Source organism: Pseudomonas sp. MT92 (assembly GCF_058792515.1).
Map to the genome: position 1 here is coordinate 204,950 of NZ_JBXAFA010000005.1, position 24,005 is coordinate 228,954.

The 24,005-nt window shown below is 55.2% G+C and carries 28 protein-coding genes; 17 read left to right on the forward strand and 11 right to left on the reverse strand.

The window, feature by feature from the left end:
• Positions 1-45 precede the first annotated feature (45 nt).
• Together AC1Q6D_RS11300 and rpoS are read left to right on the forward strand one after the other, a co-directional pair.
• A complete protein-coding gene (locus AC1Q6D_RS11300; protein ID WP_103403598.1) occupies positions 46-900 on the forward strand; it encodes a peptidoglycan DD-metalloendopeptidase family protein in 855 nt (284 codons plus the stop codon).
• A 103-nt stretch (positions 901-1,003) separates the two neighbouring features.
• Complete coding sequence (rpoS, locus tag AC1Q6D_RS11305) at positions 1,004-2,008, forward strand: RNA polymerase sigma factor RpoS (RefSeq protein ID WP_103403597.1); 1,005 nt, start codon at positions 1,004-1,006, stop codon at positions 2,006-2,008.
• Between the two features lie 481 nt (positions 2,009-2,489).
• Here rpoS and fdxA read toward each other — a convergent pair whose 3' ends face one another.
• Both fdxA and mutS read right to left on the reverse strand, forming a co-directional pair.
• Positions 2,490-2,813 carry a ferredoxin FdxA gene (fdxA, locus tag AC1Q6D_RS11310; RefSeq protein ID WP_007908827.1) on the reverse strand — a complete coding sequence of 108 codons (324 nt, stop codon included), beginning with the start codon at positions 2,811-2,813 and terminating at the stop codon, positions 2,490-2,492.
• Positions 2,814-2,954: 141 nt separating this feature from the next.
• Complete coding sequence (gene mutS / locus AC1Q6D_RS11315) at positions 2,955-5,522, reverse strand: DNA mismatch repair protein MutS (RefSeq protein ID WP_178083112.1); 2,568 nt, start codon at positions 5,520-5,522, stop codon at positions 2,955-2,957.
• Between the two features lie 212 nt (positions 5,523-5,734).
• Between mutS and AC1Q6D_RS11320 the strand changes: the two genes are divergently transcribed.
• The 3 genes from AC1Q6D_RS11320 to AC1Q6D_RS11330 are packed head-to-tail and all read left to right on the forward strand — an operon-like array spanning position 5,735 to position 7,727.
• On the forward strand, positions 5,735-6,847 hold the full coding sequence (locus tag AC1Q6D_RS11320; RefSeq protein WP_146041457.1) for a hypothetical protein: 1,113 nt from the start codon (positions 5,735-5,737) through the stop codon (positions 6,845-6,847).
• On the forward strand, positions 6,844-7,197 hold the full coding sequence (locus AC1Q6D_RS11325) for an STAS-like domain-containing protein (RefSeq protein WP_103403594.1): 354 nt from the start codon (positions 6,844-6,846) through the stop codon (positions 7,195-7,197). Before AC1Q6D_RS11320 ends, AC1Q6D_RS11325 begins: the two co-directional genes overlap by 4 nt.
• A complete protein-coding gene (locus AC1Q6D_RS11330; RefSeq protein WP_103403593.1) occupies positions 7,194-7,727 on the forward strand; it encodes a hypothetical protein in 534 nt (177 codons plus the stop codon). Before AC1Q6D_RS11325 ends, AC1Q6D_RS11330 begins: the two co-directional genes overlap by 4 nt.
• Here AC1Q6D_RS11330 and AC1Q6D_RS11335 read toward each other — a convergent pair.
• The 3 genes from AC1Q6D_RS11335 to AC1Q6D_RS11345 form a co-directional block, all read right to left on the reverse strand.
• Positions 7,714-8,952, reverse strand: a complete 1,239-nt coding sequence (locus AC1Q6D_RS11335) for a site-specific integrase (protein ID WP_103403592.1) — start codon at positions 8,950-8,952, stop codon at positions 7,714-7,716. The two genes, AC1Q6D_RS11330 and AC1Q6D_RS11335, sit on opposite strands and share 14 nt — an antisense overlap.
• Positions 8,919-9,209 (reverse strand): excisionase family protein, encoded by a 291-nt coding sequence (gene xisR / locus AC1Q6D_RS11340; protein WP_492618465.1) that lies wholly within the window; start codon positions 9,207-9,209, stop codon positions 8,919-8,921. Before xisR ends, AC1Q6D_RS11335 begins: the two co-directional genes overlap by 34 nt.
• A 73-nt stretch (positions 9,210-9,282) precedes the next feature.
• On the reverse strand, positions 9,283-9,708 hold the full coding sequence (locus AC1Q6D_RS11345) for a DHHA1 domain-containing protein (protein ID WP_256590155.1): 426 nt from the start codon (positions 9,706-9,708) through the stop codon (positions 9,283-9,285).
• Between the two features lie 100 nt (positions 9,709-9,808).
• Here AC1Q6D_RS11345 and AC1Q6D_RS11350 point away from each other — a divergent pair, with 100 nt between their 5' ends.
• The gene (locus AC1Q6D_RS11350; protein WP_146041456.1) at positions 9,809-10,315 is read left to right on the forward strand and encodes a hypothetical protein; all 507 of its coding nucleotides are present in this window, start codon (positions 9,809-9,811) and stop codon (positions 10,313-10,315) included.
• Here the strand turns inward: AC1Q6D_RS11350 and AC1Q6D_RS11355 are convergent.
• Complete coding sequence (locus tag AC1Q6D_RS11355) at positions 10,242-10,649, reverse strand: hypothetical protein (protein WP_256590154.1); 408 nt, start codon at positions 10,647-10,649, stop codon at positions 10,242-10,244. The two genes, AC1Q6D_RS11350 and AC1Q6D_RS11355, sit on opposite strands and share 74 nt — an antisense overlap.
• 272 nt (positions 10,650-10,921) lie before the next feature.
• Between AC1Q6D_RS11355 and AC1Q6D_RS11360 the strand changes: the two genes are divergently transcribed.
• Positions 10,922-11,716 (forward strand): DNA adenine methylase, encoded by a 795-nt coding sequence (locus AC1Q6D_RS11360; protein WP_103403590.1) that lies wholly within the window; start codon positions 10,922-10,924, stop codon positions 11,714-11,716.
• Between the two features lie 95 nt (positions 11,717-11,811).
• Here AC1Q6D_RS11360 and AC1Q6D_RS11365 read toward each other — a convergent pair whose 3' ends face one another.
• On the reverse strand, positions 11,812-12,714 hold the full coding sequence (locus AC1Q6D_RS11365; RefSeq protein WP_103403589.1) for a phage exclusion protein Lit family protein: 903 nt from the start codon (positions 12,712-12,714) through the stop codon (positions 11,812-11,814).
• Between the two features lie 433 nt (positions 12,715-13,147).
• Between AC1Q6D_RS11365 and AC1Q6D_RS11370 the strand changes: the two genes are divergently transcribed.
• From AC1Q6D_RS11370 to recX, 5 genes are all read left to right on the forward strand, one after another.
• Positions 13,148-13,882 (forward strand): LexA family transcriptional regulator, encoded by a 735-nt coding sequence (locus tag AC1Q6D_RS11370; RefSeq protein WP_103403665.1) that lies wholly within the window; start codon positions 13,148-13,150, stop codon positions 13,880-13,882.
• 281 nt (positions 13,883-14,163) lie between these two features.
• Positions 14,164-14,511 carry a phage holin family protein gene (locus AC1Q6D_RS11375; RefSeq protein ID WP_103403588.1) on the forward strand — a complete coding sequence of 116 codons (348 nt, stop codon included), beginning with the start codon at positions 14,164-14,166 and terminating at the stop codon, positions 14,509-14,511.
• 209 nt (positions 14,512-14,720) lie between these two features.
• The gene (locus AC1Q6D_RS11380; protein WP_103403587.1) at positions 14,721-15,221 is read left to right on the forward strand and encodes a CinA family protein; all 501 of its coding nucleotides are present in this window, start codon (positions 14,721-14,723) and stop codon (positions 15,219-15,221) included.
• An 83-nt stretch (positions 15,222-15,304) separates the two neighbouring features.
• Complete coding sequence (recA, locus tag AC1Q6D_RS11385) at positions 15,305-16,357, forward strand: recombinase RecA (RefSeq protein WP_103403586.1); 1,053 nt, start codon at positions 15,305-15,307, stop codon at positions 16,355-16,357.
• Between the two features lie 9 nt (positions 16,358-16,366).
• On the forward strand, positions 16,367-16,834 hold the full coding sequence (gene recX / locus AC1Q6D_RS11390; protein WP_090467460.1) for a recombination regulator RecX: 468 nt from the start codon (positions 16,367-16,369) through the stop codon (positions 16,832-16,834).
• Positions 16,835-16,877: 43 nt separating this feature from the next.
• On the opposite strand, the gene AC1Q6D_RS11395 is transcribed toward recX, so the two are convergent.
• On the reverse strand, positions 16,878-17,996 hold the full coding sequence (locus AC1Q6D_RS11395) for an LOG family protein (RefSeq protein WP_103403585.1): 1,119 nt from the start codon (positions 17,994-17,996) through the stop codon (positions 16,878-16,880).
• Between the two features lie 484 nt (positions 17,997-18,480).
• Here AC1Q6D_RS11395 and AC1Q6D_RS11400 point away from each other — a divergent pair, with 484 nt between their 5' ends.
• Positions 18,481-18,681: a hypothetical protein gene (locus AC1Q6D_RS11400; protein ID WP_047526361.1), complete on the forward strand. Its 201-nt coding sequence runs from the start codon at positions 18,481-18,483 to the stop codon at positions 18,679-18,681.
• Here the strand turns inward: AC1Q6D_RS11400 and AC1Q6D_RS11405 are convergent, their stop codons facing one another.
• Positions 18,682-19,104, reverse strand: coding sequence for a PA3611 family quorum-sensing-regulated virulence factor (locus tag AC1Q6D_RS11405; protein ID WP_103403584.1), 423 nt, complete (start codon positions 19,102-19,104; stop codon positions 18,682-18,684). It lies immediately after the preceding gene.
• Positions 19,105-19,294: 190 nt separating this feature from the next.
• On the opposite strand from AC1Q6D_RS11405, the gene AC1Q6D_RS11410 reads away from it, so the two are divergent.
• The 3 genes from AC1Q6D_RS11410 to AC1Q6D_RS11420 all read left to right on the forward strand — a co-directional run bounded on the left by AC1Q6D_RS11410 (position 19,295) and on the right by AC1Q6D_RS11420 (position 21,335).
• Positions 19,295-20,038, forward strand: coding sequence for a tRNA-uridine aminocarboxypropyltransferase (locus AC1Q6D_RS11410; protein ID WP_103403583.1), 744 nt, complete (start codon positions 19,295-19,297; stop codon positions 20,036-20,038).
• A gap of 207 nt (positions 20,039-20,245) precedes the next feature.
• Positions 20,246-20,896, forward strand: a complete 651-nt coding sequence (erdR, locus tag AC1Q6D_RS11415; protein ID WP_103403582.1) for a response regulator transcription factor ErdR — start codon at positions 20,246-20,248, stop codon at positions 20,894-20,896.
• A 76-nt stretch (positions 20,897-20,972) separates the two neighbouring features.
• On the forward strand, positions 20,973-21,335 hold the full coding sequence (locus tag AC1Q6D_RS11420; RefSeq protein WP_008153979.1) for a diacylglycerol kinase: 363 nt from the start codon (positions 20,973-20,975) through the stop codon (positions 21,333-21,335).
• Here AC1Q6D_RS11420 and AC1Q6D_RS11425 read toward each other — a convergent pair.
• On the reverse strand, positions 21,332-22,258 hold the full coding sequence (locus tag AC1Q6D_RS11425; RefSeq protein ID WP_033047456.1) for a LysR family transcriptional regulator: 927 nt from the start codon (positions 22,256-22,258) through the stop codon (positions 21,332-21,334). The two genes, AC1Q6D_RS11420 and AC1Q6D_RS11425, sit on opposite strands and share 4 nt — an antisense overlap.
• A gap of 139 nt (positions 22,259-22,397) precedes the next feature.
• Here AC1Q6D_RS11425 and fpr point away from each other — a divergent pair, with 139 nt between their 5' ends.
• Positions 22,398-23,177, forward strand: coding sequence for a ferredoxin-NADP reductase (gene fpr, locus AC1Q6D_RS11430; RefSeq protein ID WP_047526369.1), 780 nt, complete (start codon positions 22,398-22,400; stop codon positions 23,175-23,177).
• 101 nt (positions 23,178-23,278) lie between these two features.
• On the opposite strand, the gene tsaA is transcribed toward fpr, so the two are convergent.
• The gene (gene tsaA, locus AC1Q6D_RS11435; protein ID WP_103403581.1) at positions 23,279-23,977 is read right to left on the reverse strand and encodes a tRNA (N6-threonylcarbamoyladenosine(37)-N6)-methyltransferase TrmO; all 699 of its coding nucleotides are present in this window, start codon (positions 23,975-23,977) and stop codon (positions 23,279-23,281) included.
• Between the last annotated feature and the right edge of the window lie 28 nt (positions 23,978-24,005).

Sequence of the window (24,005 nt, forward strand, 5' to 3'; positions counted from 1 at the left end):
GACCACGGCAAATCATATTTTCAGCCACCACAAAGGGAGCGGCGGGTGAGTCTCACAGTCATTGCGCAGCGTATGGGTACAACGAGCTTTCAGCGCCTGGTGACTGGCCTTGTCTTGAGCACCTTGCTGGTCGGTTGTTCCAGCAACAAATCCAGCGATGTACGCGTGGTCGATCGCAACAATGCCGTCGCCCAGCGTCCGGCGGTAACGACGGGGCAGTATGTCGTCCGCCCCAAGGACACGCTGTTTTCCATTGCCTTTCGTTACGGCTGGGACTACAAGGCCCTGGCGGCACGCAACAACATTGCTGAGCCCTATACGATCCATCCGGGTCAGACGATTCGCTTCGACGGGCGTAGCGATTCAACGTCGACGACGGTCAGCTCGTCGAATTCAACGCCTTCGTCCTCGAGTAAAACCACGGTTATCCGTCGTCCGGTAAACGGTTCGACCAGCACTGCGACAGCGGTTGTACCGTCCGTCGCCAACAAGCCAGCACCCGCTCCGATGCCTCCAGCCGGTCCGGCCCCGACCGGCTGGGGATGGCCATCTAATGGCATTTTAATTGGAAAATTCTCTTCAAACGGTAGTTTGAATAAAGGAATTGATATCGCCGGGGATTTGGGACAGCCTGTTTTAGCTGCGTCTGATGGGACGGTGGTATACGCCGGGAGTGGCTTAAGGGGCTACGGCGAATTAGTGATCATCAAACACAGCGAAACCTACGTCAGTGCCTACGGACATAACCGCAGGCTGTTGGTTCGGGAGGGGCAGCAGGTCAAGGTCGGACAGACAATTGCCGAAATGGGGTCAACGGGTACGGACCGGGTGAAACTGCATTTTGAGATTCGCCGTCAAGGTAAACCTGTAGATCCGCTGCAATTCCTGCCACGTCGTTGATCGCTTACCAGCCTGTTCCATCGTAGAGGGGACAGGCTCCAGCGTTGCCAAGGATAAAGGCGCCGCTTGAGCTTGAGGTCGAACTCACCAAAGGACTATAACAATGGCTCTCAGTAAAGAAGTGCCGGAGTTTGACATCGACGATGAGGTCTTGATGGAGACCGGCATCGGTGCGGATTCGATGTCGAATGATGAAGGGGCGGCTCCACCTTCCGTTCGTGCCAAATCCAAACACTCCGCTTCGCTAAAGCAACACAAGTACATTGACTACACGCGGGCGCTCGATGCCACGCAGCTGTACCTCAATGAAATCGGTTTTTCCCCGCTGTTGTCCCCTGAAGAAGAAGTGCATTTTGCGCGCCTGTCGCAAAGTGGTGATCCGGCCGGGCGCAAACGCATGATTGAAAGTAACTTGCGCCTGGTGGTGAAAATCGCCCGACGTTACGTCAATCGTGGTCTGTCGCTGCTTGATCTGATCGAAGAGGGCAACCTGGGGTTGATCCGGGCGGTGGAGAAGTTTGATCCTGAACGTGGCTTCCGCTTTTCGACCTACGCGACCTGGTGGATTCGTCAAACCATCGAACGCGCGATCATGAATCAGACCCGGACCATCCGGTTGCCGATCCATGTGGTCAAAGAGCTCAACGTGTACCTGCGGGCCGCACGGGAGCTGACGCAAAAACTCGACCATGAACCTTCACCTGAAGAAATCGCCAACCTGCTGGAAAAACCGGTAGGCGAGGTCAAGCGCATGCTTGGCCTGAACGAGCGAGTTTCCTCAGTCGACGTCTCGCTGGGTCCGGATTCGGATAAAACCCTGCTGGATACCCTTACCGATGATCGCCCAACCGATCCATGCGAGTTGTTGCAGGATGACGACCTGTCCCAGAGCATTGATCAATGGCTTTCCGAGTTGACCGACAAGCAACGCGAAGTGGTAGTCCGTCGCTTCGGCCTGCGAGGTCATGAGAGCAGCACCCTTGAAGACGTAGGCCTGGAAATTGGCCTGACCCGGGAACGAGTCAGACAAATTCAGGTTGAAGGCCTGAAGCGTCTTCGGGAGATCCTGGAGAAAAATGGCTTGTCTAGCGAGTCGCTGTTTCAGTAACAGCCTTGTGTAGCAGCTAACAAAAAGCCCCGACTGGTTCGGGGCTTTTTGTTGCCATGGAAAAACAAACTAAGCGCAGGGTGCTCATCTGGTTCGTAGTCTCGCGTTGTAAGTCTTCGCTTACTCTTTCGTAAGTGTTCGTTATTTTTACAGGGTGATAGTTGCTCAGAATTTCAGGCGAGAAGTTTATCTAACTGAAAAATAAGTAATTTTTTATACATTTACGGCGTGTGACAAGCGGTTGGGGAGCCAGGCCCCGATTGCTCTTGCCACGGAACGCTCTAGTATTCGGGTTGTGTCGACGGACAGACACACCCTTCAAGGACGAAGGGAAGGGACATCGCAGGAAGCGATTCATCAGGACGATGAAAAGGAACAAAGGGAATAGGGAAAAAATGCGGGCGGGTCAAACCGCCCCTTTTTTTTGCCCATGAAAAAGCAAAAAGGCCCGCAAGGGGCCTTTTCGTGAGCGCGGGTAAAATCAGCGTTCGAGATCTTTGATCTTGCCTTTGACACCATCCCACTCTTCGGCATCGGGCAACGATTCTTTCTTTTCGGTGATGTTGGGCCAGATTTCAGCCAGCTCAACGTTGAGCTGAATGAACTCCTGCATCTCCTCCGGGACTTCATCTTCGGAGAAGATGGCCACGGCAGGGCATTCTGGTTCGCACAGTGCGCAGTCGATGCACTCATCCGGGTGAATCACCAGGAAATTCGGGCCTTCGTAAAAGCAGTCCACCGGACACACTTCTACGCAGTCGGTGTACTTGCACTTGATGCAGTTGTCGGTGACGACGAAGGTCATTTCTAATTTTCTCCTCAGGCGCGGCTTGCTGCGCCCCTTCACGTGGGGGTCGCAAGGTTCGGGAGCGATAGTCTGCAGGCCAGGCTATAGCCAGCAGCATCCCAAACCGCGCGAGATTCTAACAGCTTGCAAGCCTATGCGTTAGATCCGTGTCTTCAGTGTATAGAGCATTTCGAGTGCACGACGTGGTGTCATGTCGTCCAGGTCGAGTTTGGCCAGTTCATCCAGCACGGGATGTGGCAGGCTGGCGAACATATCGCTTTGCTGTGGCGCGGCCAGTTTGCCTTTGACTGGCTTGGGCGCCTCGTGAGGCAGGGCGGTATCTTCCAGTCGGCTTAAATGTTCGCGGGCACGCACAATCACTTCGCTTGGGACGCCGGCCAGCTGCGCAACAGCCAGGCCGTAGCTTTGGCTGGCAGGCCCTGGCAGAACGTGGTGCAGGAACACGATGCGCTCGTTGTGCTCGGTGGCATTGAGGTGCACGTTGGCCACCAGCGGTTGGGCTTCCGGCAGGACCGTCAACTCAAAGTAGTGGGTGGCGAACAGCGTGTAAGCCCGCAAATGCGCCAGGCGCTCCGCTGCCGCCCACGCCAGGGACAGACCGTCGAATGTACTGGTGCCGCGTCCGACTTCGTCCATCAGCACCAGGCTGCGCTCGGTGGCGTTGTGCAGGATGTTGGCGGTTTCGCTCATTTCGACCATGAAGGTCGAGCGCCCGCCGGCCAGGTCATCACTGGAACCGATCCGGGTGAAGATCCGGTCGACCAGGGACAGCTCGCAACTGGCCGCCGGTACGAAGCTGCCGATGTGTGCCAACAGCACGATCAGCGCGGTTTGCCGCATGTAGGTGGATTTACCGCCCATGTTCGGACCGGTAATCACCAGCATCCGCGTGCTGTCGTCCAGGTTCAGGTCGTTGGCGACGAACGGGGTGGTCAGGACTTGTTCGACTACCGGGTGACGGCCCTGCGTGATGCGCATGCACGGCTCGCTGACGAAGCGTGGGCAGTTCAGGTCGAGGTTCAGCGCACGCTCTGCCAGGTTGCTCAGAACGTCTAGCTCGGCTAGCGCCGCAGCGGTGTCCTGCAGCGGTGGCAACTGTGCGATCAAATCTTCCAGTAGCGCTTCGTAGAGCATTTTTTCCCGGGCAAGGGCACGGCTCTTGGCCGACAGCGCCTTGTCTTCGAAGGCCTTCAGTTCTGGTGTGATGAAGCGTTCGGCGCCTTTGAGCGTCTGGCGGCGGATGTAGTCAGCCGGTGCTGATTCGGCCTGCTTGCTTGGCAGTTCGATGAAGTAGCCGTGAATGCGGTTGTAGCCAACCTTCAGGTGCGAGAGGCCGGTGCGGGCTTTTTCTCGGGCTTCGAGGTCAATCAGGAACTGCCCGGCGTTTTCGCTGAGCGATTGCAGTTCGTCGAGTTCACTGTCGTAACCGGTCTTCAACACGCCGCCGTCACGGATCACCGCCGGTGGATTGTCGATGATGGCTTTATCCAGCAGCGCCGCCAGTTCGGGGTAGGTGCTGGTGGTCCTGGCCAGTTGAATAATGTGCGGGGCTTCGAGCTCAGTCATCGCCACTTGCAGTGCCGGCAGTGCACCGAGGGCGTCACGCAGGCGTGCGAGATCGCGGGGGCGAGCATTGCGCAGGCCGATTCGCGCGAGAATTCGTTCGATGTCACCGATTTCCTTGAGCTGCGGTTGCAGTTTCTCGAATCGGTAGCCATCGAGCAGGCAGGTGATCGATGTCTGGCGAGCCAGCAATACGGTCAGATCGCGCAGAGGACGGTTCAGCCAGCGGGTCAGTAGACGACTGCCCATGGCCGTCTGGCAACGGTCGACCACCGACTGCAGTGTGTTGTCACGGCCGCCGGCCAGGTTGGTATCCAGCTCCAGGTTGCGGCGGCTCGCGCCGTCGAGTACGACAGTGTCGTCCAGGCGTTCATGACGCAAGCTGCGCAAGTGAGGCAATGCGGTGCGCTGGGTTTCTTTCGCGTAAGCCAGAAGGCAACCGGCGGCGCCGATGGCCAGGGTCAGGTTTTCACAACCGAAACCTTTCAGGTCTTGGGTAGCGAATTGCTGGCAAAGACTTTTCAGTGCCGAATCGCGCTCGAAATCCCACGGCGCGCGGCGACGCACCCCACGGCGTTTTTCCGCCGGCAGGTCTTTCGGCCAGTCATCCGGGATCAGAAGCTCCACCGGATTGACCCGTTCGAGTTCCGCCAGCAGGTTTTCCCAACCTTTGATTTCCAGCACGCTGAAGTTGCCGCTGGTGATGTCCAGCACCGCCAAGCCGAACAGACGCTCGTCACCCAATACAGCGGCGATCAGGTTGTCCCGGCGCTCGTCCAGCAACGCCTCATCGCTCACTGTCCCCGGCGTGATGATCCGCACCACTTGGCGATCCACCGGCCCTTTGCTGGTCGCCGGGTCGCCAACCTGTTCACAGATCACCACCGACTCGCCAAGCTTCACCAGTTTCGCCAAATAACCTTCGGCCGCGTGGTAAGGAATACCGCACATCGGAATCGCTTGCCCGGCCGACTGCCCACGGGCAGTGAGGGTGATGTCCAGCAACTTGGCGGCCTTCTTCGCGTCTTCGTAGAAGATCTCGTAGAAGTCGCCCATGCGGTAGAACATCAACTGATCAGGGTGCTGGTTCTTCAGGCGCCAGTACTGCTGCATCATCGGCGTGTGGGCGGATAAATCTGAAATTGCTTTATTCATCAATGGCTTAGCGATGCTTGTCGAAGTTTGTGGGGCAAAAATGGGGCATTAGGACTTTGTTGATGCATATCTGGATAAGCTGCAGTAGGAACCTTATCATCATCAGCGGCCATTGTCCTTTGATGCCAGGATGGGGGTCATAAGGCAGGCTGAGTAAGAAAGGGGCAGGAAGGTGTCCCTTTCAATTTGGGGAGAGCGTGGTGAAAAAGCTGGATGCGACACAAAAAATTTTCCTGGAACGTGCTGCGATAGCGCGTTGGGAAAACGCTCTTAAACGACGTAAAAGTAAAAATAAAAGCAATAGTCACCAGAAGTATGGTGAAAGAAGAGAGTTTGGTGGTTGGCACCCAATCGTAGCGCCGGAAGATATCAATGTTTATGAAGTGTCAGGTGAGCGGGAAACCTATACTAAAACCTTGGCATTTATATCTGAAATACAATCTCGGCTTGGTAGGGGTAGGTGCTATGTTGATTTTAGTGCTACCGAGACTTTGTCGGCCGCTGCTTTTGTAGTGCTTTATGCTGCTGTGGATACGGCGCTTTCTAGTCGAGTCGGGAAGGGGTCTGTAAAAGTTATTCTTTCTGATAAGTCGGAACAAGTAAATTCGATAATAAGGAATTATAATTTATACCGACTTTTAACTGGTGAGAAAGTAAATTACTCGCTCGGCGGCGTCAGGGTTATGCCTGTTATGTCCGGTGTTGGGAATGAATGTATGGATGAGATAATAGATTTCATCCAGAAGAAAATCTATCTAGATAAAATGAGCGCCGAGACGGAGTATGTCTATGGAGATGCTGTGTCAGAAACGATCTATAATGTCGAATTGCATGCATACCCTGACTCTCTGCCGTCGGAGAAAAGGTGGTGGTTGATTTGTCGAGTTAAGGGCAAGATGCTCCATCTTGCAATTTATGATAAGGGCGTGGGTATTCCTAAAACAGTAGTTCAGCATCCATGGTTTCTTAGTTCTGTTCAGAATAAACACCCTAAAGAATATAGGTTGTTATTGGATAAATTCCCGGAACTTAGGGGGACGGGTCTGACTCGATATGTTCCTACCGTAATATCGGATGACAAATTGATCTATTTGTCTTTGCAGGGCGATGTTTCAGGAACTAATAGGGATCGACACGGTCAGGGAAGTAAGAGTATTATGGCTTTAGTAAATGACACTCCAGGTGGAAGGCTGTGGGTGTTTAGTAATGATGGGTTGTGTAAGTACGAGAAAGCTGGTGATGAGCCGGAGCTTGTGCGTCTTCCGCAGAGCTTCCCAGGGACATTAATTCAGTGGAATATTGAGCTGCCATGAAAGAAGATACTGTTAATATAAGTGTAGTTAAGGATTTTGGTGAGAGGCCGTACGGTAGATATATGGATATTAATACTAAGCTTAGTGGTGAGGAATTCCGTAAAAAGCTCTTGGTTCCAAATCTAAAAGAGCATAAGTTTGTTCATGTTGATTTGGATGGGTATAACCGGTATGGGAGATCGTTCCTTGATGAGGCGTTTGGCGGATTAATAAGGGATGAAGGTTTTAGCTGGAGCGATTTAAGTGCGCGCTTGACTTACTCGCACTCATTAGTGAAAAGTATTGAAAATTTGATCTCTGATCGCCTGCAAGCCGCTCGGATTAGTGTTGAGGAAGCGGGGCAAAAATGACTTTTGCAAATTTGCCGGCTCAGTTAATTGCGCTAATGCTCGGTTGGACATTTACAGTTTATATGCAGGTGCGCTCGAATAGTCGGGCAGAGGCACTGAAAACGAGGGAGAAAATTGTAGATAAGTTAGAGGCGCTATCAGAGTGGGTGGAGGATGAGTTAAAGAGGGGGGAGTTTTTGCATTCCGACTTTGAAAGTGGGTATGCGGGGCTTCTATCGCAAATCGAATTAAAGATTTCTAATTTAAATACCCATATCGGAACGAATGCTGTTGAAGCTTCGGTTCTCGGGGATTTGCGTGAAATGGAGATTTCAGAGTTAAAGGATGAAAATAAAGGGCTGTATTTAAGAGTTAGGCATGCCGCTTGGAATGCTATCGATTCAATTGATATGACTTCAAATGAGAAGTTTTTCATGAAGAAAGGTCGATTGGCTTATTTCAAGGAATACGTGCATGCCTATTATGGCGTAATTGTTGCGGCAATTTCTTTGTTGACCGTTTATTACGTTGGCAAGATCATAGTTGGCTGATGTTTTTCCAAATCTGCTCAAGTTCTTTTGGGGACTCGTCGTCCATCCATTTTGCGTAAACCTCGACTAGCATAGTGAAATCCTTATGCCCCAGTTGTTTTGCAATAAATGCAAGGTTGCCGCGTGCGGTCAGACACCAACAGGCATAGGTGTGTCGAGTCTGGTACGGGCGGCGTGGGCGAATCCCTGAGCGCTTTTGAATCGCGGCCCACTTTGTGTTCCAAGATGTAGGGATAAACCAAAGGTTTATGACTTTCTTCCGGGCCTGCGTAGTCGGAGATAGTAGCGGGGTGACTGATTCCATGCGGCTTTCATGGCGGTTCATGTACACTTCGATCTCGCTTGGTGCGTGGTCCGCCACTAAGTCCATCAGTGTTTTACAGGCCTCGACTGCCGGCGGCATCAGAAGTACTGCCCTTGGTTTTCCGGTCTTGGGGACTTTGAATGTGCCATCTGCTGTGATTGCCCTGGTGATGTTGATCTGGCCAGCGATGAGGTCGATGTCTTCGACGGCCAGCGCGCACAACTCTCCCGGGCGTAGGCCAGTGTACACAGCGAGCGTGATCGCGGCGGCATCCTGCGCGTGGAGACACCCCTTGCTTAGCAGCTGTTTGAATTCGTTTTTGGTCAGCGGGTCGGGTTCTCGGCCGATCATCGCAAACCGTATGCAAGCGGCGGACAGTCCTTTGCGGCAATAGTTGTTGCTCTCGCACCAGGCCAGGAAGCCGGCGAATGTGGCCAAGTAATGGTTCGCCGTTGATGGCGCTCGGGTAGCAATCAGTTGCGTCCTGAGCACCTGGATATCTTCGGGTAAAAGAATGCCGGCTAATCGGTCTGCACCCAGCAGCTCGGTACAAATATCCAGCGCATAGCCGTATTTCTCCTCTGTCATTGGCGTAATGTCGACGGCCTTCAGCGGCTTGTAGCGCGCCATCAGTGCAGTCAGGCGCTCATCCTTTACGTTGCTGTAGTTCGTCGCGTTCTTCGAGTCGGGGAAGTGTCGGCTGTAATCGAAGCGACCTGTTTTGATCTCGTGAATGATTGCCGCCCTGAGTAGGGCGGCGTGTTTGATGTTGGCTTTGGTGACTGGCAGGCCCAGGGATTCGCGGCAGCGAATTCGCCGCCACATGAACACGACGCGTATGTTGCCACCGTGCACCTCAATCCCTTTGTGCTTTGCCAGCTCGGCTTCTAGGCCGCTTCCTGCGGTGCGCTCTCGGCCCACTTGTCGTACTCCGTCATATTGATTGCGATGCGGCCGTCTGGCGTTTTCCGCCATATTCGGCCCTGTGCCCAGGTCCCGTTCTTTACTTTGTGACGTATGGCGTCTTCGCTGTAGCCGGTGAGTTCAGATGCACGATTGATCATTACCCAGCGTGGAAGGCTCATTACTGTTTCTCCCCTGTGCGCCGTGCGATGCCTTCGGCCTGGCGTTGCGTGCTGCATTTCTGATGGTTGCCAAGTGCCCGCGACTTGTTGCATTTATCGCAGATCGTTTTTAATTCGAGAGGCGGCATTTGCCCGCTGCGGATTCGGACTATTCGGCGGAGGGCTGTCATGCGATAGCCCCCAGCTGGGCTGGATATGCCAGTACGTGGTCGAACGGCACGCGAAACCCAGCTGCATTACGGTGCCCGCCGCCGCCGTAGTGCTTGGCAATCTCCGATACGTCCATGCCGGCGTCCGTGCTGCGCAGACTAAAGTTTCGCCCATCAGGGGTGTCGAAGTAGGAGGCGGCGAAGGGTTCACCCTCAGCCATGACATGCCCGGCATCGCTGGCAAACATGTATGGAAGGTTTGCGACAGGTACATCGTGACCGCCGATCAGCATGCGGCGTTTGGTGGTGCGCACCAGATCGGCTACGGTCTTCTGGTGCTGGCGATTGATGGCCACACCGTCGAGACGTATTGCGTTGATGTCATAGGCGAAGAGGTAGTCCCAGGTCGCAAAATCCTGCGGGTAACTGAACAGGTTCGCCATAATCTCGCGAGTACCGGGCAGTTTGAATTGCCACAGGTCACGGTCTTCGATGTGGTTGATCAGTGCAGGGCGCGGTTGGCCTGACCCGATCGAAGGGGTCGTGGCGACTCGTCACTACAGCCTAATCGATGGTGCCGTCGACAACTGGTACGACTGGTTTTTCGAGGAGATCGAATTTCGCACCAGTCTGGTGGTGTTGGACTTGCCCGCTTATGGAACGGCCAGCCTCACGGTGACCGTCACCAGCAGCGGCACGGCCGGAGTAGGGGCGCTGGTAGTCGGTAAAACAGCCGACATTGGCACAGCGCTATACGGCACCGGTGTCGGAATCGACGACTACAGCATCAAGGAACGCGATGCGTTCGGCGGCTGGAGCGTGACCGAAAGGGCGTTCTCCGACACTGCCAAATTCCCTGTCTCTGTTGAGACCGCCCGGGTTGCGAAAATCAAGCGGTTGCTGACTGAAGTTCGTGCCAAACCTGTGGTCTGGGTCGGCGAAGAAACTTACGAAGCATCCATCCTTTACGGCTTTTTCACATCTTTCGATCTGGTCTATTCAGGCCCGAATGTTTCCGATTGCCAACTTGAAATTGAGGGCCTGACCTGATGGTTACTTCGACACCAATACCGCCATTGGCTGCTTCAAGCTCTCTGCGCAGCTTATCGTTCTGGTCGCGGACCATCGACAGGCTTTGAATTTCTGCCAGCTGCTCAGTGGTTTCCGCTTCAAGGTTGGCCATCCATGTCCGATTCTTCTGGAGCTCAGCCTTCAGTTGGTCGTTCATTTCTACCAGAGTGGAAATATTGTCCTTGGCCGTCTGCAACTGACGGTTTAGATCCTGGATGTCTTCCTCGAGCATGCTCGCGTAATGCTTGACGGTTTCGAGTCTCGTCGGACTACCCAGCCAGTCGCTAGTGTCTTCGATTTCGTGAGGGTCCACGTTCGTGCCTTTCTGATGCTGTTTTTATATACAGTGGTTTAGGCGCGACCATCGGGCGAGGAAAAGGCGACGAGCTGCTGGGTCGTTCCATCCGCCATCCGAAGCCTCAACACTGAAGTGAAAAAAGAGCGACCGGTATAGATGCGTCAACATCTAGCCCGGTCGCCGTCCCTGCAGAACGTCCCTGCAAGTCCAGCCAAGGCTCTCGCTTCGTGCACAAAGCGCGGCGAGCCTAGCACCTGTTTATCCATACAGTAAAGGTCTTGCTTTTTATGTCCACACCTATCATCCCTTGGATGGGCGGCAAACGCCGCCTAGCCGACCGCCTCATTCCGCTTTTTCCGCCACACGAATGCTACGTTGAAGTCTTTGCCGGCGGTGCCGCGCTCTACTTCATGCGCCCCCAGGCAGCGCCGGTTGAAGTCCTCAACGACATCAACGGCGACCTGGTCACGCTGTACCGCGTCGTGCAAAACCACCTCGAAGAGTTCGTGCGCCAATTCAAATGGGCGCTGAGCTCGCGCCAGGTGTTCGAGTGGCAGAAAATGACCCGCCCCGAAACCCTCACCGACATCCAGCGCGCCGCTCGATTTTTCTACCTGCAGCACCATGCCTTCGCGGGCAAGGTCACCGGGCAGACATTCGGTACCGCGACCACTGGCCCGGCCATCAACCTGCTGCGGATCGAGGAAAACCTCTCAGCCGCCTGGCAGCGTCTGTCCGGCACCTACGTCGAAAACCTCCCCTGGCTTGACTGCGCCGAACGCTACGACCGTGCGCACACATTCCATTACATGGACCCGCCGTACTGGCAGACCGCCGGTTACGGTGTGGACTTTCCGTTCGAGAACTATGAGCGGATGGCTGACTTTATGCGCCGCTGCAAGGGCAAGGTGATGGTCAGCATCAACGATCACCCGGATATCCGCCGAGTGTTTGATGGCTTTCATTTCGAGACGCTGGATATTCGTTACAGCAACACCAATCAGCGGCAAGGGAAAGCCGAGATCAGTGGTGAGTTGGTGATCATGAACTGGAAACCTGAGGCGTTAGGGGGCTTGTTTTGATCAGTTATTACGGTTAGGGATCTCTTGTTCCCAGCGTCACTACCTCGAACCCCAATATAATCGGGGTCTAAGAGCAGTAGGTAGATCTCGATCTACTATTTATTCGTGGCTCTTGTTTGCGAAAGCCGCTCCACTACCGAGCTGATTTTTTCCCAGCCAAGGGTGGTGTTGAGGTAGCTTTTATCACTAAATCGATCTAAAGCTTCTTTAAGTAAGTTGGATTTGAATTGCTCTGACGTGTTGACGGCTTGAAAATGTTTTTCACATTTTGCGAATAAATTGATTAAGGCTTTAGCGATCTCGTGAGACTTTGGTGTTTTGAGTTCGTTATCTGGTGCTCCGCCTGGCTGTTCAGATAGTGTAGTGATCTTAATAATAAAGTTTTGGAGTCTTTGTCCAATGCCCTCGTGCGTATTGCTCATGGAGGTAAGAGTTCTTACGGTCCAGAATAAACAATAAAGAAGAAGTTCTCTGATCTCCAAGTCACTCAGCTCAAATGAGTGCTGCAACTGAAGCCTCCTATAGGCTGCGGCGATTGCACAGTAATCCGCGTCGTGTTCCAGTGCTTGCAATGTGTTCGGATCACTCCCCAGTTCTTTAATGACGTCATCATGGCATCTAAGGATATGTGTCCATTCGTGCGCCAGAATCCATGATAGAGATACTGTTGCAATTTTATCTGAATTGAGGGAGTAGGGAAGCGGTCGGCCAAATATAGTTTCGATGTCTGCATGTGCTGTAGAAAGGCAGTGATCAATAAGGCCTGAATTTATACGTATTACATAACTTATCGCTTCTGCATTTGCAGTGGCACTGGTTATGATTCTGATTTCTGGAAGGTCTTTGTTTTTTCCGAAGGAGTTATTGAGCGAGCTCAAAACTTTCAATGAGTTGTACAATATTGCTTTTGTTCTTTCTCGTTGAAGCGCGTCCGGTATTCGTAGCAGGTATTCCTCGATTGTGAGGCTTTCATTGCTCTCATAAATATCTACCATCATCGTCTAAAATCCTTCTCAAATTTTGGTGCCCTGAGAGGTATCGAATGGAATGCCATGGGGCAAAAATGGGGCAAATCGTATGCCAATCAATGCCATTTCATGCCAAATGAACAATAACCTCTATATGTCAAGAAAGCCCTACGGCCCTTTATTTGTGGGGCTGTAGGGCTTTTTTGCGTTAGTACTCCAACACAATCGGCGTGTGGGAGGACAGGTCGGACAGGGCTTTATTCATCGGGAATCGGAAAACTCATTGAAAGGTGTGGGGCAAAGGTGGGCGTCGGCCCGGCTTTTCCGCAATGGGCGCAAGATTAACATGGGCGGTCCGCCGGACGCAGGCACGAACGCCACGCGGCTTGCTTCTGCTGATCTATGCATGAGGCATGCAAATCAGCATTTGTTTTCCATGCAAAGAACAAGCACTATGCACAGTATGCAAAAACGCAACGTTTCTACCGTCTTAAGAGCACTGCTCGACCAGCACGGAATCTCCCCCACGGAGCTTCACCGTCGCACTGGCGTGCCCCAATCCACGCTCTCGCGGATTCTCAGCGAGAAGATCGTCGACCCATCGGATAAACACATCTCGAAGATCGCCGAGTACTTCGCCGTGAGCACCGATCAGTTGCGTGGTCGCGTGGACATCACGCCGACAGCCAATGCCGGGCGCGGTCGATCGCATGCTGAACTCAAGGATATAAGTCTGTGGGACGACGATACCCCTGTCGATGACGACGAGGTGTCGGTCCCCTTTCTTCGCGAGGTTGAATTGGCGGCGGGATCGGGAAGATTCGTCATCGAAGAGAGCGAACGCGCCAGCCTACGCTTTGGCAAGCGCAGCTTGCGCCATAACGGTGTGCAGTTCGACCAGGCCAAATGCGTGACCGTGCGTGGTAACAGCATGCTGCCGGTACTGCGCGACGGTGCCACGGTTGGGGTTAACGCCGGCAAGTGCGGGATTGGCGACATCGTTGATGGCGACCTCTACGCCATCAACCACAACGGTCAACTGCGGGTGAAACAGCTTTATCGCCTGCCTACCGGAATTCGCCTGCGCAGTTTCAATCGCGATGAACACCCGGACGAGGACTACAGCTTCCAGGAAATGCAGGACGAGCAAATCGTCATCCTCGGTCACGTCTTCTGGTGGGGCATGTACGCCCGATAACCTCTCGTCGCTGTCAGATAAAACCCGCCATCAGGCGGTTTTTTTTCACCTGCGCCCAAAGTGCGAGCGCCCTTGTTTGCATGAGTGATAATGCGTTTGTGCATTTATGTGCAGTTAGCATGCACTTTAACATTGACATTATATGCATTGACGCATAAATTCTATCTCAACCCAGTCTGTTAATCGGTTCCAACGAAGTTTTCTGCCTGCGTGATGTAAGACTCGGCAACGGACATGGTTAAGCGCACTTACACCCCATCGATTACTCCAGGAGGCATGACATGACCATTGAGCCGCCAGCGTTGCTGGACATTCCGATCTGGTTGGTCGTCGTCCTTGCGTTGGTGGGTGGGCTGTCCGGTGAGATGTGGCGCGCCGACAAGGATGGCGCCCGTGGTTGGGCGTTGCTGCGGCGGCTGGCCCTGCGCTCCGGGGCCTGCATGGTCGGCGGGGTATCGGCAATCATGCTGTTATATGCCGCCGGCCTGTCGATCTGGGTCGCAGGCGCCTTCGGTGGCCTCACTGCGATGGCCGGGGCGGACGTGGCGATCGGTCTATATGAACGGTGGGTGGCCAAGCGGATCGGCGTTTGTGAAATGCCACCCCGAGACTCTCGGCCCGACCAATAACGAATCCCGTCGATAAATAAACAGGAAGTGCTTTGTCAGTCGCGATGTGATCGTGACGTCCATGCCAGCGACCGCGGACGGATTGCCTTGCAGGCGTGTCAGGCTTATATCAGAGCGCTCGCGCGCTAACATTTTGATCGATCCTGTAACTTGCAAGCGTGATCCGCTCGTGTACGGTAGGCCTCATTCCGCCTGATCAGGAGATGACTGTGAAAGAAATCACACAGCTGGCCGCCGAGCTCGGTAGACGCTTGCAGGTTCTCAACGCCCATGTCACCGCAGCAGAGTCCTGTACGGGCGGCGGAATTTCCGAGGCGATAACCCGGATTCCGGGCAGTTCGGCATGGTTCGAGGCGGGTTACGTCACTTACTCCAACCGTCAGAAGACCCAGCAGTTGAATGTCCCTGCCGAGTTGTTTTCAACGGTGGGGGCGGTCAGTCGAGAGGTCGTCGAAGCCATGGTCCGCGGCGCGCAGGAAAAAAGCCATGCGCGTTTTGCCGTGGCAGTCAGCGGCGTCGCCGGCCCGGACGGCGGTTCGCCAAGTAAGCCGGTCGGCACCGTATGGCTGGCCTGGGGCGTCGGCGAGCAGGTGTTCAGTGAGTTACAGCACTTCCCGGGTAATCGCGACGAAGTTCGCCGACAAACGGTGAAGGCCGCGCTAGAGGGGCTGCTGCGACATGCCGCCGGAGAAATCTCAAATCAGGGGTAGGCGATCCTCGAACGCTGTGGAATAATACTGTCTACTTATACAGGTGTTGGCCGTCAGGCCTTATTGATTACGTGAGGACTTTAATGGACGACAACAAGAAGAAAGCCTTGGCTGCGGCCCTGGGTCAGATCGAACGTCAATTCGGCAAGGGTGCCGTAATGCGTATGGGCGATCAGGACCGTCAGGCGATCCCATCCATTTCCACTGGCTCTCTGGGTCTGGACATCGCACTGGGCATTGGCGGTCTGCCAAAAGGCCGTATTGTTGAAATCTACGGTCCTGAATCTTCCGGTAAAACCACTCTGACCTTGTCCGTCATCGCCCAGGCTCAAAGAGCCGGCGCGACTTGTGCATTCGTCGATGCTGAGCACGCTCTCGATCCTGAATACGCCGGCAAGCTGGGTGTCAACGTTGACGACCTGCTGGTTTCCCAGCCGGACACCGGCGAGCAAGCCCTGGAAATCACCGACATGCTGGTGCGTTCCAACGCGGTTGACGTGATCATCGTCGACTCCGTGGCGGCGCTGGTGCCAAAGGCTGAAATCGAAGGCGAAATGGGCGACATGCACGTTGGCCTGCAAGCCCGTCTGATGTCCCAGGCGCTGCGTAAGATCACCGGTAACATCAAGAACGCCAACTGCCTGGTGATCTTCATCAACCAGATCCGTATGAAAATCGGCGTGATGTTCGGCAGCCCGGAAACCACCACCGGTGGTAACGCGCTGAAGTTCTACGCTTCGGTTCGTCTGGATATCCGTCGTACTGGCGCGGTGAAAGAAGGTGATGAAGTCGTCGGTAGCGAGACCCGCGTCAAGGTTGTGAAGAACAAGGTGGCTTCGCCGTTCCGTCAGGCCGAGTTCCAGATTCTTTATGGCAAAGGTATCTACCTCAATGGCGAGATGATCGACTTGGGTGTTCTGCACGGTTTCGTTGAAAAATCCGGTGCCTGGTATGCCTACAACGGCACCAAGATCGGTCAGGGCAAAGCCAACTCGGCCAAGTTCCTGGCGGATAACCCGGAAATTGCAGCGACCCTTGAAAAACAACTGCGCGACAAACTGCTGACGCCAGCGCCGGACGTCAAAGCTTCGCCAGTCAAAGAGACTGAAGACGACCTGGCTGACGCTGACATCTGATAAGAACCGATGACTGCCGTACTCGATACCCTCGTCGCGGTGCGGCGAACTGCCATGGACCTGCTCGCACGTCGTGAGCACGGTCGGGTCGAGCTGACGCGTAAGCTGCGTCAGCGCGGCGCTCTCCCCGAAATGATCGAGACAGCACTCGACCGATTGACGGAAGAGGGCTTGTTGTCCGAATCTCGATACCTTGAAAGCTTCGTTGCCTATCGTGCCCGTTCCGGTTATGGCCCTCTGCGTATTCGTGAAGAGCTAAACCAGCGGGGCCTGCAGCGCAGTGACATTGAACTCGCCTTGCGCGAAAGCGGGATAGACTGGCAAGAGCGGTTGGCTGACACCTGGCAGCGCAAGTTCTCCGGGCATCTACCGATAGACAACCGGGAACGTGCCAAACAAGGCAGGTTCCTGGCGTATCGGGGCTTCTCCATGGAAATGATCGGCCGCTTGTTCAGTGGCCGAGGGATGGACGATTAACTAAAACGGCTCGCTATTTCGATAGCGGGCCGTTTTTTATGCCTCACGTAACCTTTGATGGCTCACGAGTGTGCTGTTGCGCCTGAGGTTGGGGCTGCGCCCAGTTTTCCGGCAGATTGATGTAGTCCACCAGTTCTCGCAGCCGGCCATGATCACGGGCGTTGAAATTGAAGGCCAATCGCGCCAAGTGGCTGAACTGTGCTTCGTCGTGTTCTTCGCCGCCGTAGACATGTTGATGGAAGTGGTCGCTGAGGCACAGGTCGGCAAATGCCACCTGCATGTGTTCGAGCGCCGGGTCACTGAGTGTGTGGTTCATGCGAATCAGGAATTGACGCTTGAGCCAGCGGCTGGAGTGGAAGTTGCTGTAGAACTGGTTGATGTGCTCCACCGCTTCATCGACGCAGTAGACCAATTTCACCAGTTTCATGTCGGTGGGCAGGATGTAGCGGTTCTCCACCAATTGCTGATGAATGAAGTCCAACGCGACCTGCCAGAATTTGCCGCCCGGGGCATCCAGCAATACGACCGGTACCAATGGCGTTTTTCCGGTCTGGATCAGTGTCAGTACTTCCAGTGCTTCATCCAGCGTGCCGAAGCCACCGGGGCATAGCACCAGCGCGTCGGCTTCCTTGACAAAGAACAGTTTGCGCGTGAAGAAAAAGTGGAAGGGTAGCAGATTGGTAGTGCCGCTAACGGTCGGGTTGGCGTGTTGTTCGAAGGGCAGGGTGATGTTGAAGCCCAGGCTGTGCGTGAGGCCAGCCCCTTCATGGGCCGCGGCCATGATACCGCCACCGGCGCCAGTGATAACCATCAGGTCTGAGCGGGCCAGAGCGGCGCCGAGTTCACGGGCCATTCCGTACAGCGGATGTTCAACAGGGGTGCGAGCCGAACCGAAAACCGTGACTTTACGCCGTCCCTTGAACTGCTCCAGTACTCGGAAGGCCTGCTCCAGTTCGCGCAGGGTTTGAAGGGTGATCTTGGCATTCCAGCGGTTGTGGTCTTCCTGGGCCATGCGCAGCACGGTCAGGATCATGTCGCGATAGATCGGGATGTTCGGGCTGTTGGGTGAAACCAGGTTGAGTTGTTCTTCGACCTTGCTGATGAGGTCGTGGCCGTTTTCTTCAAAATGACGGCTCAAGAGGTCATTCGGTTGGTAAGGCATTCAACTTCTCCTTCTGCACAGAGCCCTCGACATCGACAACGCATTCGTCAATGCCACGACACCTCGTGTGTCGCTGTCTGCCCGGACCCATGCCTGGGCGACCCACTTGACCCGAATGGTTGGCGGATCATCCATACAGGCTCTGTTTTTTCCTTGGGTGAAAGAAACATTCGCAAAGCTTGGTACGTAACGGACGGCTCCTTTCCAGCCCTGAAAAATTGAACGTGGCTAACCTGAAATCTAGACCCTCGCGATGATTTGTGCTGTTTTGATCATTGCGCCGCAAAGTCTTTCCTGGCAACCGCTTATTGACGATTTACAAGGTGGTTTCACCACTCGTCTGAAGGCGCGCCCGGGGGGCTGCATTCTGATTAACTGAATGACAGGTGTATCACAACAACTTGGCGTCAAGGGCAGGGCGCACCGTACGAGCGGTTTAAGGATTTGTCGCTCAACAAGAGCGAGGAGCAAGGAGGCGGGAGCCATGGCCAGAGTCATTCTGGAAATAGAGATCGATACGAATTTGTATCGATTGCTGAAGTCGTCAGCCGAGACCCATCATTTGAGTCTCGAGGAGGAGTGTTGTCGACGGCTTGAGGGAGCAGAGCCGCACTCTCGTTACCTGCAGGCGTTACTGGCGGAGCTGCGCGCCGAAGATGAACAGCGGCGCGCCAAGTCCCACTGATTACTTTTTCTTCTGAGGTGCTTTCGGGCAATCCGATTCCCGGTAGCTGGCCGAGCCGACCGAACGGTTGGACTTCACTTCGGTGAAGTCGTAACGCATGGTTGCGCCTTTGGCCATCAGCTTGCGGTATGACGGGTTGTTGCATACCGAGGCACCGAGTTGGAAATACACGGCTTTTGGATCGGCGCGCATCTTGGTGGCGTGGCTGCTTTGCACGCTCAGGTGGTTGATCAATGTCGTTCCTTCGACGGTATAGCCCTGATCAAGAATGTCTTCATTGATTGCTCGCGGAGTACCAACACTGCTTTGCGCGGCGACGTTTTGCAGCTCTTTGTTCAGATTCTGTTCACTCAAGGATGCAGCCTGGGCGCTGAATGACGACGCCAGCAGAATGGCAGCGGTGGGAACGATAAGGCGCAGCATGAAACTCTCCTGATTCAGTGACTGAGTGCTTCGACCAGTCACATGACTGTGCGTTCAGTGGTGGCGAATTATAGGGGAGGTGGTCGGGACGGTACAGGTTTGCGCTCGGCGCTCTGTTAAACTGTCGGCCTTTATTGCCCTGCCGAGAGTTGTTCGTGTCAATTTCCCCATTTTGTCGGCGTTGCCTTCGATGAGCCATGCTCCCAACGCCGTAGCCCGGCTGCGCGATCAACGTGAAGAGGAAGGCATCAAGCCGATTCAGGCCCGTGGGTGGCGGGCAACCCGTTGCCGCGATTGTCGTGTGATCGAGAGCCATTGCCTGTGTGCCTGGCGCCCGCAGGTCGAAACCCGCTCCGGCGTGTGCCTGATCATGACCAACAAGGAAGTGTTCAAGCCGAGTAATACCGGCTGGCTTATCGCCGATGTGGTGCGGGACAATCACGCGTTTATCTGGTCGCGCACCGAGGTCGACCCAAAGCTGCTGGCATTGCTATCCGACCCGCAATGGCAACCTTACCTGGTGTTCCCGGGCGAATACGTCGCGCCTGAGCGGGTGACCCATGGTGTGACGCCTGATAGCACCAAGCGGCCGCTGTTCATATTGCTCGACGCGACTTGGACCGAAGCCCGCAAGATTTTTCGTAAAAGCCCCTACTTCGACGCATTGCCGATCCTCAGCCTGCTGCCGGAAAAACTCTCCCGCTATCAGTTGCGTCGCTCTACACGCAGTGAGCATCTGTGCACTGCGGAAGTGGCAGTCTTGTGCCTCGATCTTGCCGGCGACGCGCAGGCGGCGTCGGCGCTGGACGCTTATTTCGACGTCTTCAGCCAGCATTACCTCGATGCCAAGCGGCAGCTTGAAATGAACGTTGAAACAGCGGCGCACGCTGAGTTGATGCCATTCGTGCAGGGTAACGCCGCCTCAATGAGCTAATTGTCGCCCATACTGCAAAGAACTGTCCGGGCCATGCACCTTGACCACCCCGGCTACGCTGGGCATGCTTGGCGCCGATTGGGGCGCGGCCAAGGTTTGATACGCCATTTTTTCACGTGAGATCCACGTGACTGGCGTTTAGCGTGCCCTTTGGTGCAGCTCCGTGGCTGCACCTTGAGCTGTTTGAAGAACAGGATGATTTGAAAAATGGCCACATACGAAATCCTGATAGCCGATGACCACCCGCTTTTTCGTTCCGCCTTGCACCAAGCGTTGACTCTGGGTCTTGGCCCGGATGTCCGTCTTGTCGAAGTAGCGAGCATTGCGGAGCTGGAAACCCGTCTGACCGAAAAGGCCGATTGGGATCTTGTACTGCTGGATCTGAACATGCCGGGGGCATACGGTTTTTCCGGGTTGGTGCTGTTGCGCGGTCAGTATCCGCAGATTCCTGTGGTCATGGTCTCGGCCCAGGAAGAGGCTACGATCATGGTCAAGTCCCGTGAATTTGGCGCCAGTGGCTTCATTCCCAAGTCCAGCGACCTGGGCGTGATCCAGAAAGCCGTACGGGCGGTCCTCGATGGCGATGTTTACTGGCCACCGCAAGCGTTCGAAGCCGTCAGTGTTTCCGAAGAGGCTAAAGCGGCCAGTGAAGGCCTTGCGAGCCTGACACCGCAGCAGTTTCGCGTGTTGACCATGGTCTGTGAAGGACTGCTGAACAAGCAGATCGCTTACGAACTGAGCGTTTCCGAGGCGACCATCAAAGCCCACGTGACCGCGATTTTCCGTAAACTGAATGTCCGGACCCGAACCCAGGCCGCGTTGCTTCTGCAACAACTTGAGTCAATTCCGAGCCATTAAGAAACAGCGTCTTCACGCTTTTTTGACTTTGGCTAATCTAGCTTTCCCACCTCTTTTTTGGTCAGTTGCATACTCTATGTCACCTTTCAAAGGCCAGACCGGCCTGAAACGCATCCTCAACGCCTCCGGCTATTCCCTTGACGGCCTGCGCGCCGCTTTCACCGGCGAAGCCGCTTTTCGCCAGTTGGTGTTGCTTAACGTCATCCTGATCCCGCTGTCGTTCTTCCTGAATGTCAGCCGTGTCGAGCAGGCATTGCTGATTGCGGTCTGCCTGCTGGCCTTGATAGTCGAGTTGCTCAATTCGGCAGTGGAAGCGGCCATCGACCGCATCTCCCTTGAATTGCACCCGTTGTCGAAAAACGCCAAAGACATGGGCAGTGCCGCGCAATTGGTGGCGTTGAGCATGATCGCGCTGGTGTGGGCCGTGATTCTGCTTTAAGCGATTGTCGGCAGCACGATCTCGTCGCTGCGCTGAACCCCGGCGGTGAAGGCGCGGCAGAGATCGAGAAACTCACGCATCGCCGACGTCTGGTATTTCTGTTTGTGCCAGATGAAATAAAACTGCCTCGCCAGGTCCAGATCCGGTGTCTCCACCGGCACCAGGCTGCCGCGCCGGAATGCGTCCCGTAGCGCCAGTCGCGAGATGCAACCAATCCCCAGGCCAGACTCCACTGCGCGTTTTATCGCTTCGGTGTGTTCCAGCTCAAGACGGATGTTGAGCGAACTTCGGTGATGACGCATCGCCTGATCGAAGGTCAATCGCGTGCCCGAGCCTTGTTCGCGCAGAATCCAGGCTTCGTGACTCAACTCATCCATGGTCGCCGTGCCGCGCTTGGCCAAAGGATGCTGCGGTGCGCAAAACACCACCAGCTCATCCTCGACCCAGCTTTGCACTTCGATGTCCGGATGGCTGCAGTCGCCTTCGATTAGACCCAGGTCAATTTCGTAGTGGGCCACTTGTTGCACAATATTGGCAGTGTTCTGTACGTGTAGCTTTACCTGGCTTTCCGGGTGGCGTTGCATGAAGCTGCCGATCAGCAAAGTGGCCAGGTAATTGCCGATGGTGAGGGTCGCGCCCACCGCCAGAGAGCCGAAGCCGGACTTGCCGTTGAGCAGGTCTTCGATTTCCTTGGCCTGATCCAATAGGGCAACGGCTTGCGGCAGCAGCTGCTTGCCAAGGGCATTGAGGCTCAGCCGTTTGCCGGCGCGATCGAACAGCTGGCAGCTGCATTGGCGCTCAAGCTCGGTGATCGAGGTACTCGCCGCCGATTGCGAGAGATTGAGCAGGCCCGCAGCGCGGGACACGCTTTCCTGTTGGGCGACGGCGACAAATACTTGAAGTTGACGGAGAGTAAATCGCATATCGATATAACCGATAACCCTTATCTTAATAATCCATTTAACAGATATTGTCGCTGCCTTTAGAATGCGATGCAATTGCGCGAAGCCAACTCTTTTTCGCAGGGCAGGGCGCAGACAAATCTCCAGGAGTCCCACGTACATGAGCAACATGAACCACGAGCGTGTCCTCAGTGTTCACCACTGGAACGACACTCTGTTCAGCTTCAAGTGCACCCGCGACCCGGGCCTGCGCTTCGAGAACGGTCAGTTCGTGATGATCGGCCTGCAACAGCCCAATGGCCGCCCGCTTATGCGCGCATACTCGATTGCCAGCCCGAACTGGGAAGAGCATCTCGAGTTCTTCAGCATCAAGGTACCTGATGGTCCGCTGACTTCTCAGTTGCAGCATCTGAAGGAAGGCGACGAGATCATCATCAGCAAGAAGCCTACCGGCACGCTGGTGCTGGATGACTTGAAGCCTGGCAAACACCTGTACCTGCTCAGCACCGGTACCGGTCTGGCGCCGTTCATGAGCGTCATCCAGGATCCGGAAACCTACGAGCGCTTCGAAAAAGTGATCCTGTGCCACGGCGTACGTTACGTCAACGAAGTCGCCTACCGCGAATTCATCACCGAGCACTTGCCGCAGAACGAGTTCTTCGGTGAAGCGCTGCGTGAGAAGTTGATCTACTACCCGACCGTGACCCGCGAGCCGTTCGAGAACGAAGGCCGCCTGACCGACCTGATGCGCAGTGGCAAGCTGTTCCGCGACATCGGTCTGCCGCCAATCAACCCGCAGGACGACCGCGCCATGCTGTGCGGCAGCCCGAGCATGCTCGACGAGACCAGTGAAGTGCTGAACAGCTTCGGCCTGAAAGTGTCGCCGCGGATGCGCGAACCGGGTGACTACCTGATCGAGCGTGCGTTCGTCGAGAAGTGACCGTAGGTCACCTGTAGGCTCGCGCCTACAGTAGTTTTGCAGCGTATCTGAAAAGCCCGCATGACCTGGTAAGGTCATGCGGGCTTTTTCGTTTCCGGCATTCAGCCCTTTGCAGGAATGACTTCCAGCACGCGGATCAGCTCCGGTGTCGGGTAATGCCAACGCACGTCCAGGTCCCAGAACTGCGCGCCGTACTCCCGTTCCGGTACCGGCGTCTGATAGGCCGGGCGAGGGTCTTGCGCCAGGCACTGTTCGATCAGCTCGACCAGGGGCTCCTGAAGGCGCTGAGCGTGCCCATGGGCCTGTTGCAGGGCGGTGTCCGTCCATTGCACGGGAATCAGCTGTGGCGCGGCGCTGGCGATGGTGTTGGTGGCGCTCTCGATAACGTCGGCATAAGGCACGTAGGGCTTGATGTCGAGAATCGGCGTGCCATCCAGCAGGTCTATGCCGGATATCCACAAGCGATTGGCTTCGACCTTGTCCAGTTTGACCACGGACTGGCCAATGCCGTTGGGTCGGTGGGTCGCGCGGGTGGCGAACACGCCCATGGATTTGTTGCCGCCGAGGCGTGGCGGGCGGACCTTCAGCCGTGGTTTATCTTCCAGGGCTTGATGAAACAGGAACAGCAGCCAGACGTGGCTGACCTGCTCCAAACCCTGCACCGCATCGCCCTGATCGAATGGCGCCACCAGTTCCAGCACGCCGCGTGCGGCCGGGGCCAGTTGCGGCTGGCGCGGTATGGCGAACTTCTCCTTGAAGCAGGAACGCACGAAGCCGATGGGAGAAACGCTGTAGGTCATGGTGTGGGATCGACGCGGAATGGGGGCG

What these genes read in the sequence shown, in the direction of transcription:
- rpoS (WP_103403597.1), top strand. Translation starts at nt 1,004, where the DNA reads ATGGCTCTCAGTAAAGAAGTGCCGGAGTTTGACATCGACGATGAGGTC.
- fdxA (WP_007908827.1), bottom strand. Translation starts at nt 2,813, where the DNA reads ATGACCTTCGTCGTCACCGACAACTGCATCAAGTGCAAGTACACCGAC.
- AC1Q6D_RS11325 (WP_103403594.1), top strand. Translation starts at nt 6,844, where the DNA reads ATGAAAGAAGATACTGTTAATATAAGTGTAGTTAAGGATTTTGGTGAG.
- AC1Q6D_RS11330 (WP_103403593.1), top strand. Translation starts at nt 7,194, where the DNA reads ATGACTTTTGCAAATTTGCCGGCTCAGTTAATTGCGCTAATGCTCGGT.
- xisR (WP_492618465.1), bottom strand. Translation starts at nt 9,209, where the DNA reads ATGCAACAAGTCGCGGGCACTTGGCAACCATCAGAAATGCAGCACGCA.
- AC1Q6D_RS11345 (WP_256590155.1), bottom strand. Translation starts at nt 9,708, where the DNA reads ATGGCGAACCTGTTCAGTTACCCGCAGGATTTTGCGACCTGGGACTAC.
- AC1Q6D_RS11360 (WP_103403590.1), top strand. Translation starts at nt 10,922, where the DNA reads ATGTCCACACCTATCATCCCTTGGATGGGCGGCAAACGCCGCCTAGCC.
- AC1Q6D_RS11365 (WP_103403589.1), bottom strand. Translation starts at nt 12,714, where the DNA reads ATGATGGTAGATATTTATGAGAGCAATGAAAGCCTCACAATCGAGGAA.
- AC1Q6D_RS11370 (WP_103403665.1), top strand. Translation starts at nt 13,148, where the DNA reads ATGCAAAAACGCAACGTTTCTACCGTCTTAAGAGCACTGCTCGACCAG.
- AC1Q6D_RS11375 (WP_103403588.1), top strand. Translation starts at nt 14,164, where the DNA reads ATGACCATTGAGCCGCCAGCGTTGCTGGACATTCCGATCTGGTTGGTC.
- recA (WP_103403586.1), top strand. Translation starts at nt 15,305, where the DNA reads ATGGACGACAACAAGAAGAAAGCCTTGGCTGCGGCCCTGGGTCAGATC.
- recX (WP_090467460.1), top strand. Translation starts at nt 16,367, where the DNA reads ATGACTGCCGTACTCGATACCCTCGTCGCGGTGCGGCGAACTGCCATG.
- AC1Q6D_RS11395 (WP_103403585.1), bottom strand. Translation starts at nt 17,996, where the DNA reads ATGCCTTACCAACCGAATGACCTCTTGAGCCGTCATTTTGAAGAAAAC.
- AC1Q6D_RS11400 (WP_047526361.1), top strand. Translation starts at nt 18,481, where the DNA reads ATGGCCAGAGTCATTCTGGAAATAGAGATCGATACGAATTTGTATCGA.
- AC1Q6D_RS11405 (WP_103403584.1), bottom strand. Translation starts at nt 19,104, where the DNA reads ATGCTGCGCCTTATCGTTCCCACCGCTGCCATTCTGCTGGCGTCGTCA.
- AC1Q6D_RS11410 (WP_103403583.1), top strand. Translation starts at nt 19,295, where the DNA reads ATGAGCCATGCTCCCAACGCCGTAGCCCGGCTGCGCGATCAACGTGAA.
- erdR (WP_103403582.1), top strand. Translation starts at nt 20,246, where the DNA reads ATGGCCACATACGAAATCCTGATAGCCGATGACCACCCGCTTTTTCGT.
- AC1Q6D_RS11420 (WP_008153979.1), top strand. Translation starts at nt 20,973, where the DNA reads ATGTCACCTTTCAAAGGCCAGACCGGCCTGAAACGCATCCTCAACGCC.
- AC1Q6D_RS11425 (WP_033047456.1), bottom strand. Translation starts at nt 22,258, where the DNA reads ATGCGATTTACTCTCCGTCAACTTCAAGTATTTGTCGCCGTCGCCCAA.
- fpr (WP_047526369.1), top strand. Translation starts at nt 22,398, where the DNA reads ATGAGCAACATGAACCACGAGCGTGTCCTCAGTGTTCACCACTGGAAC.
- tsaA (WP_103403581.1), bottom strand. Translation starts at nt 23,977, where the DNA reads ATGACCTACAGCGTTTCTCCCATCGGCTTCGTGCGTTCCTGCTTCAAG.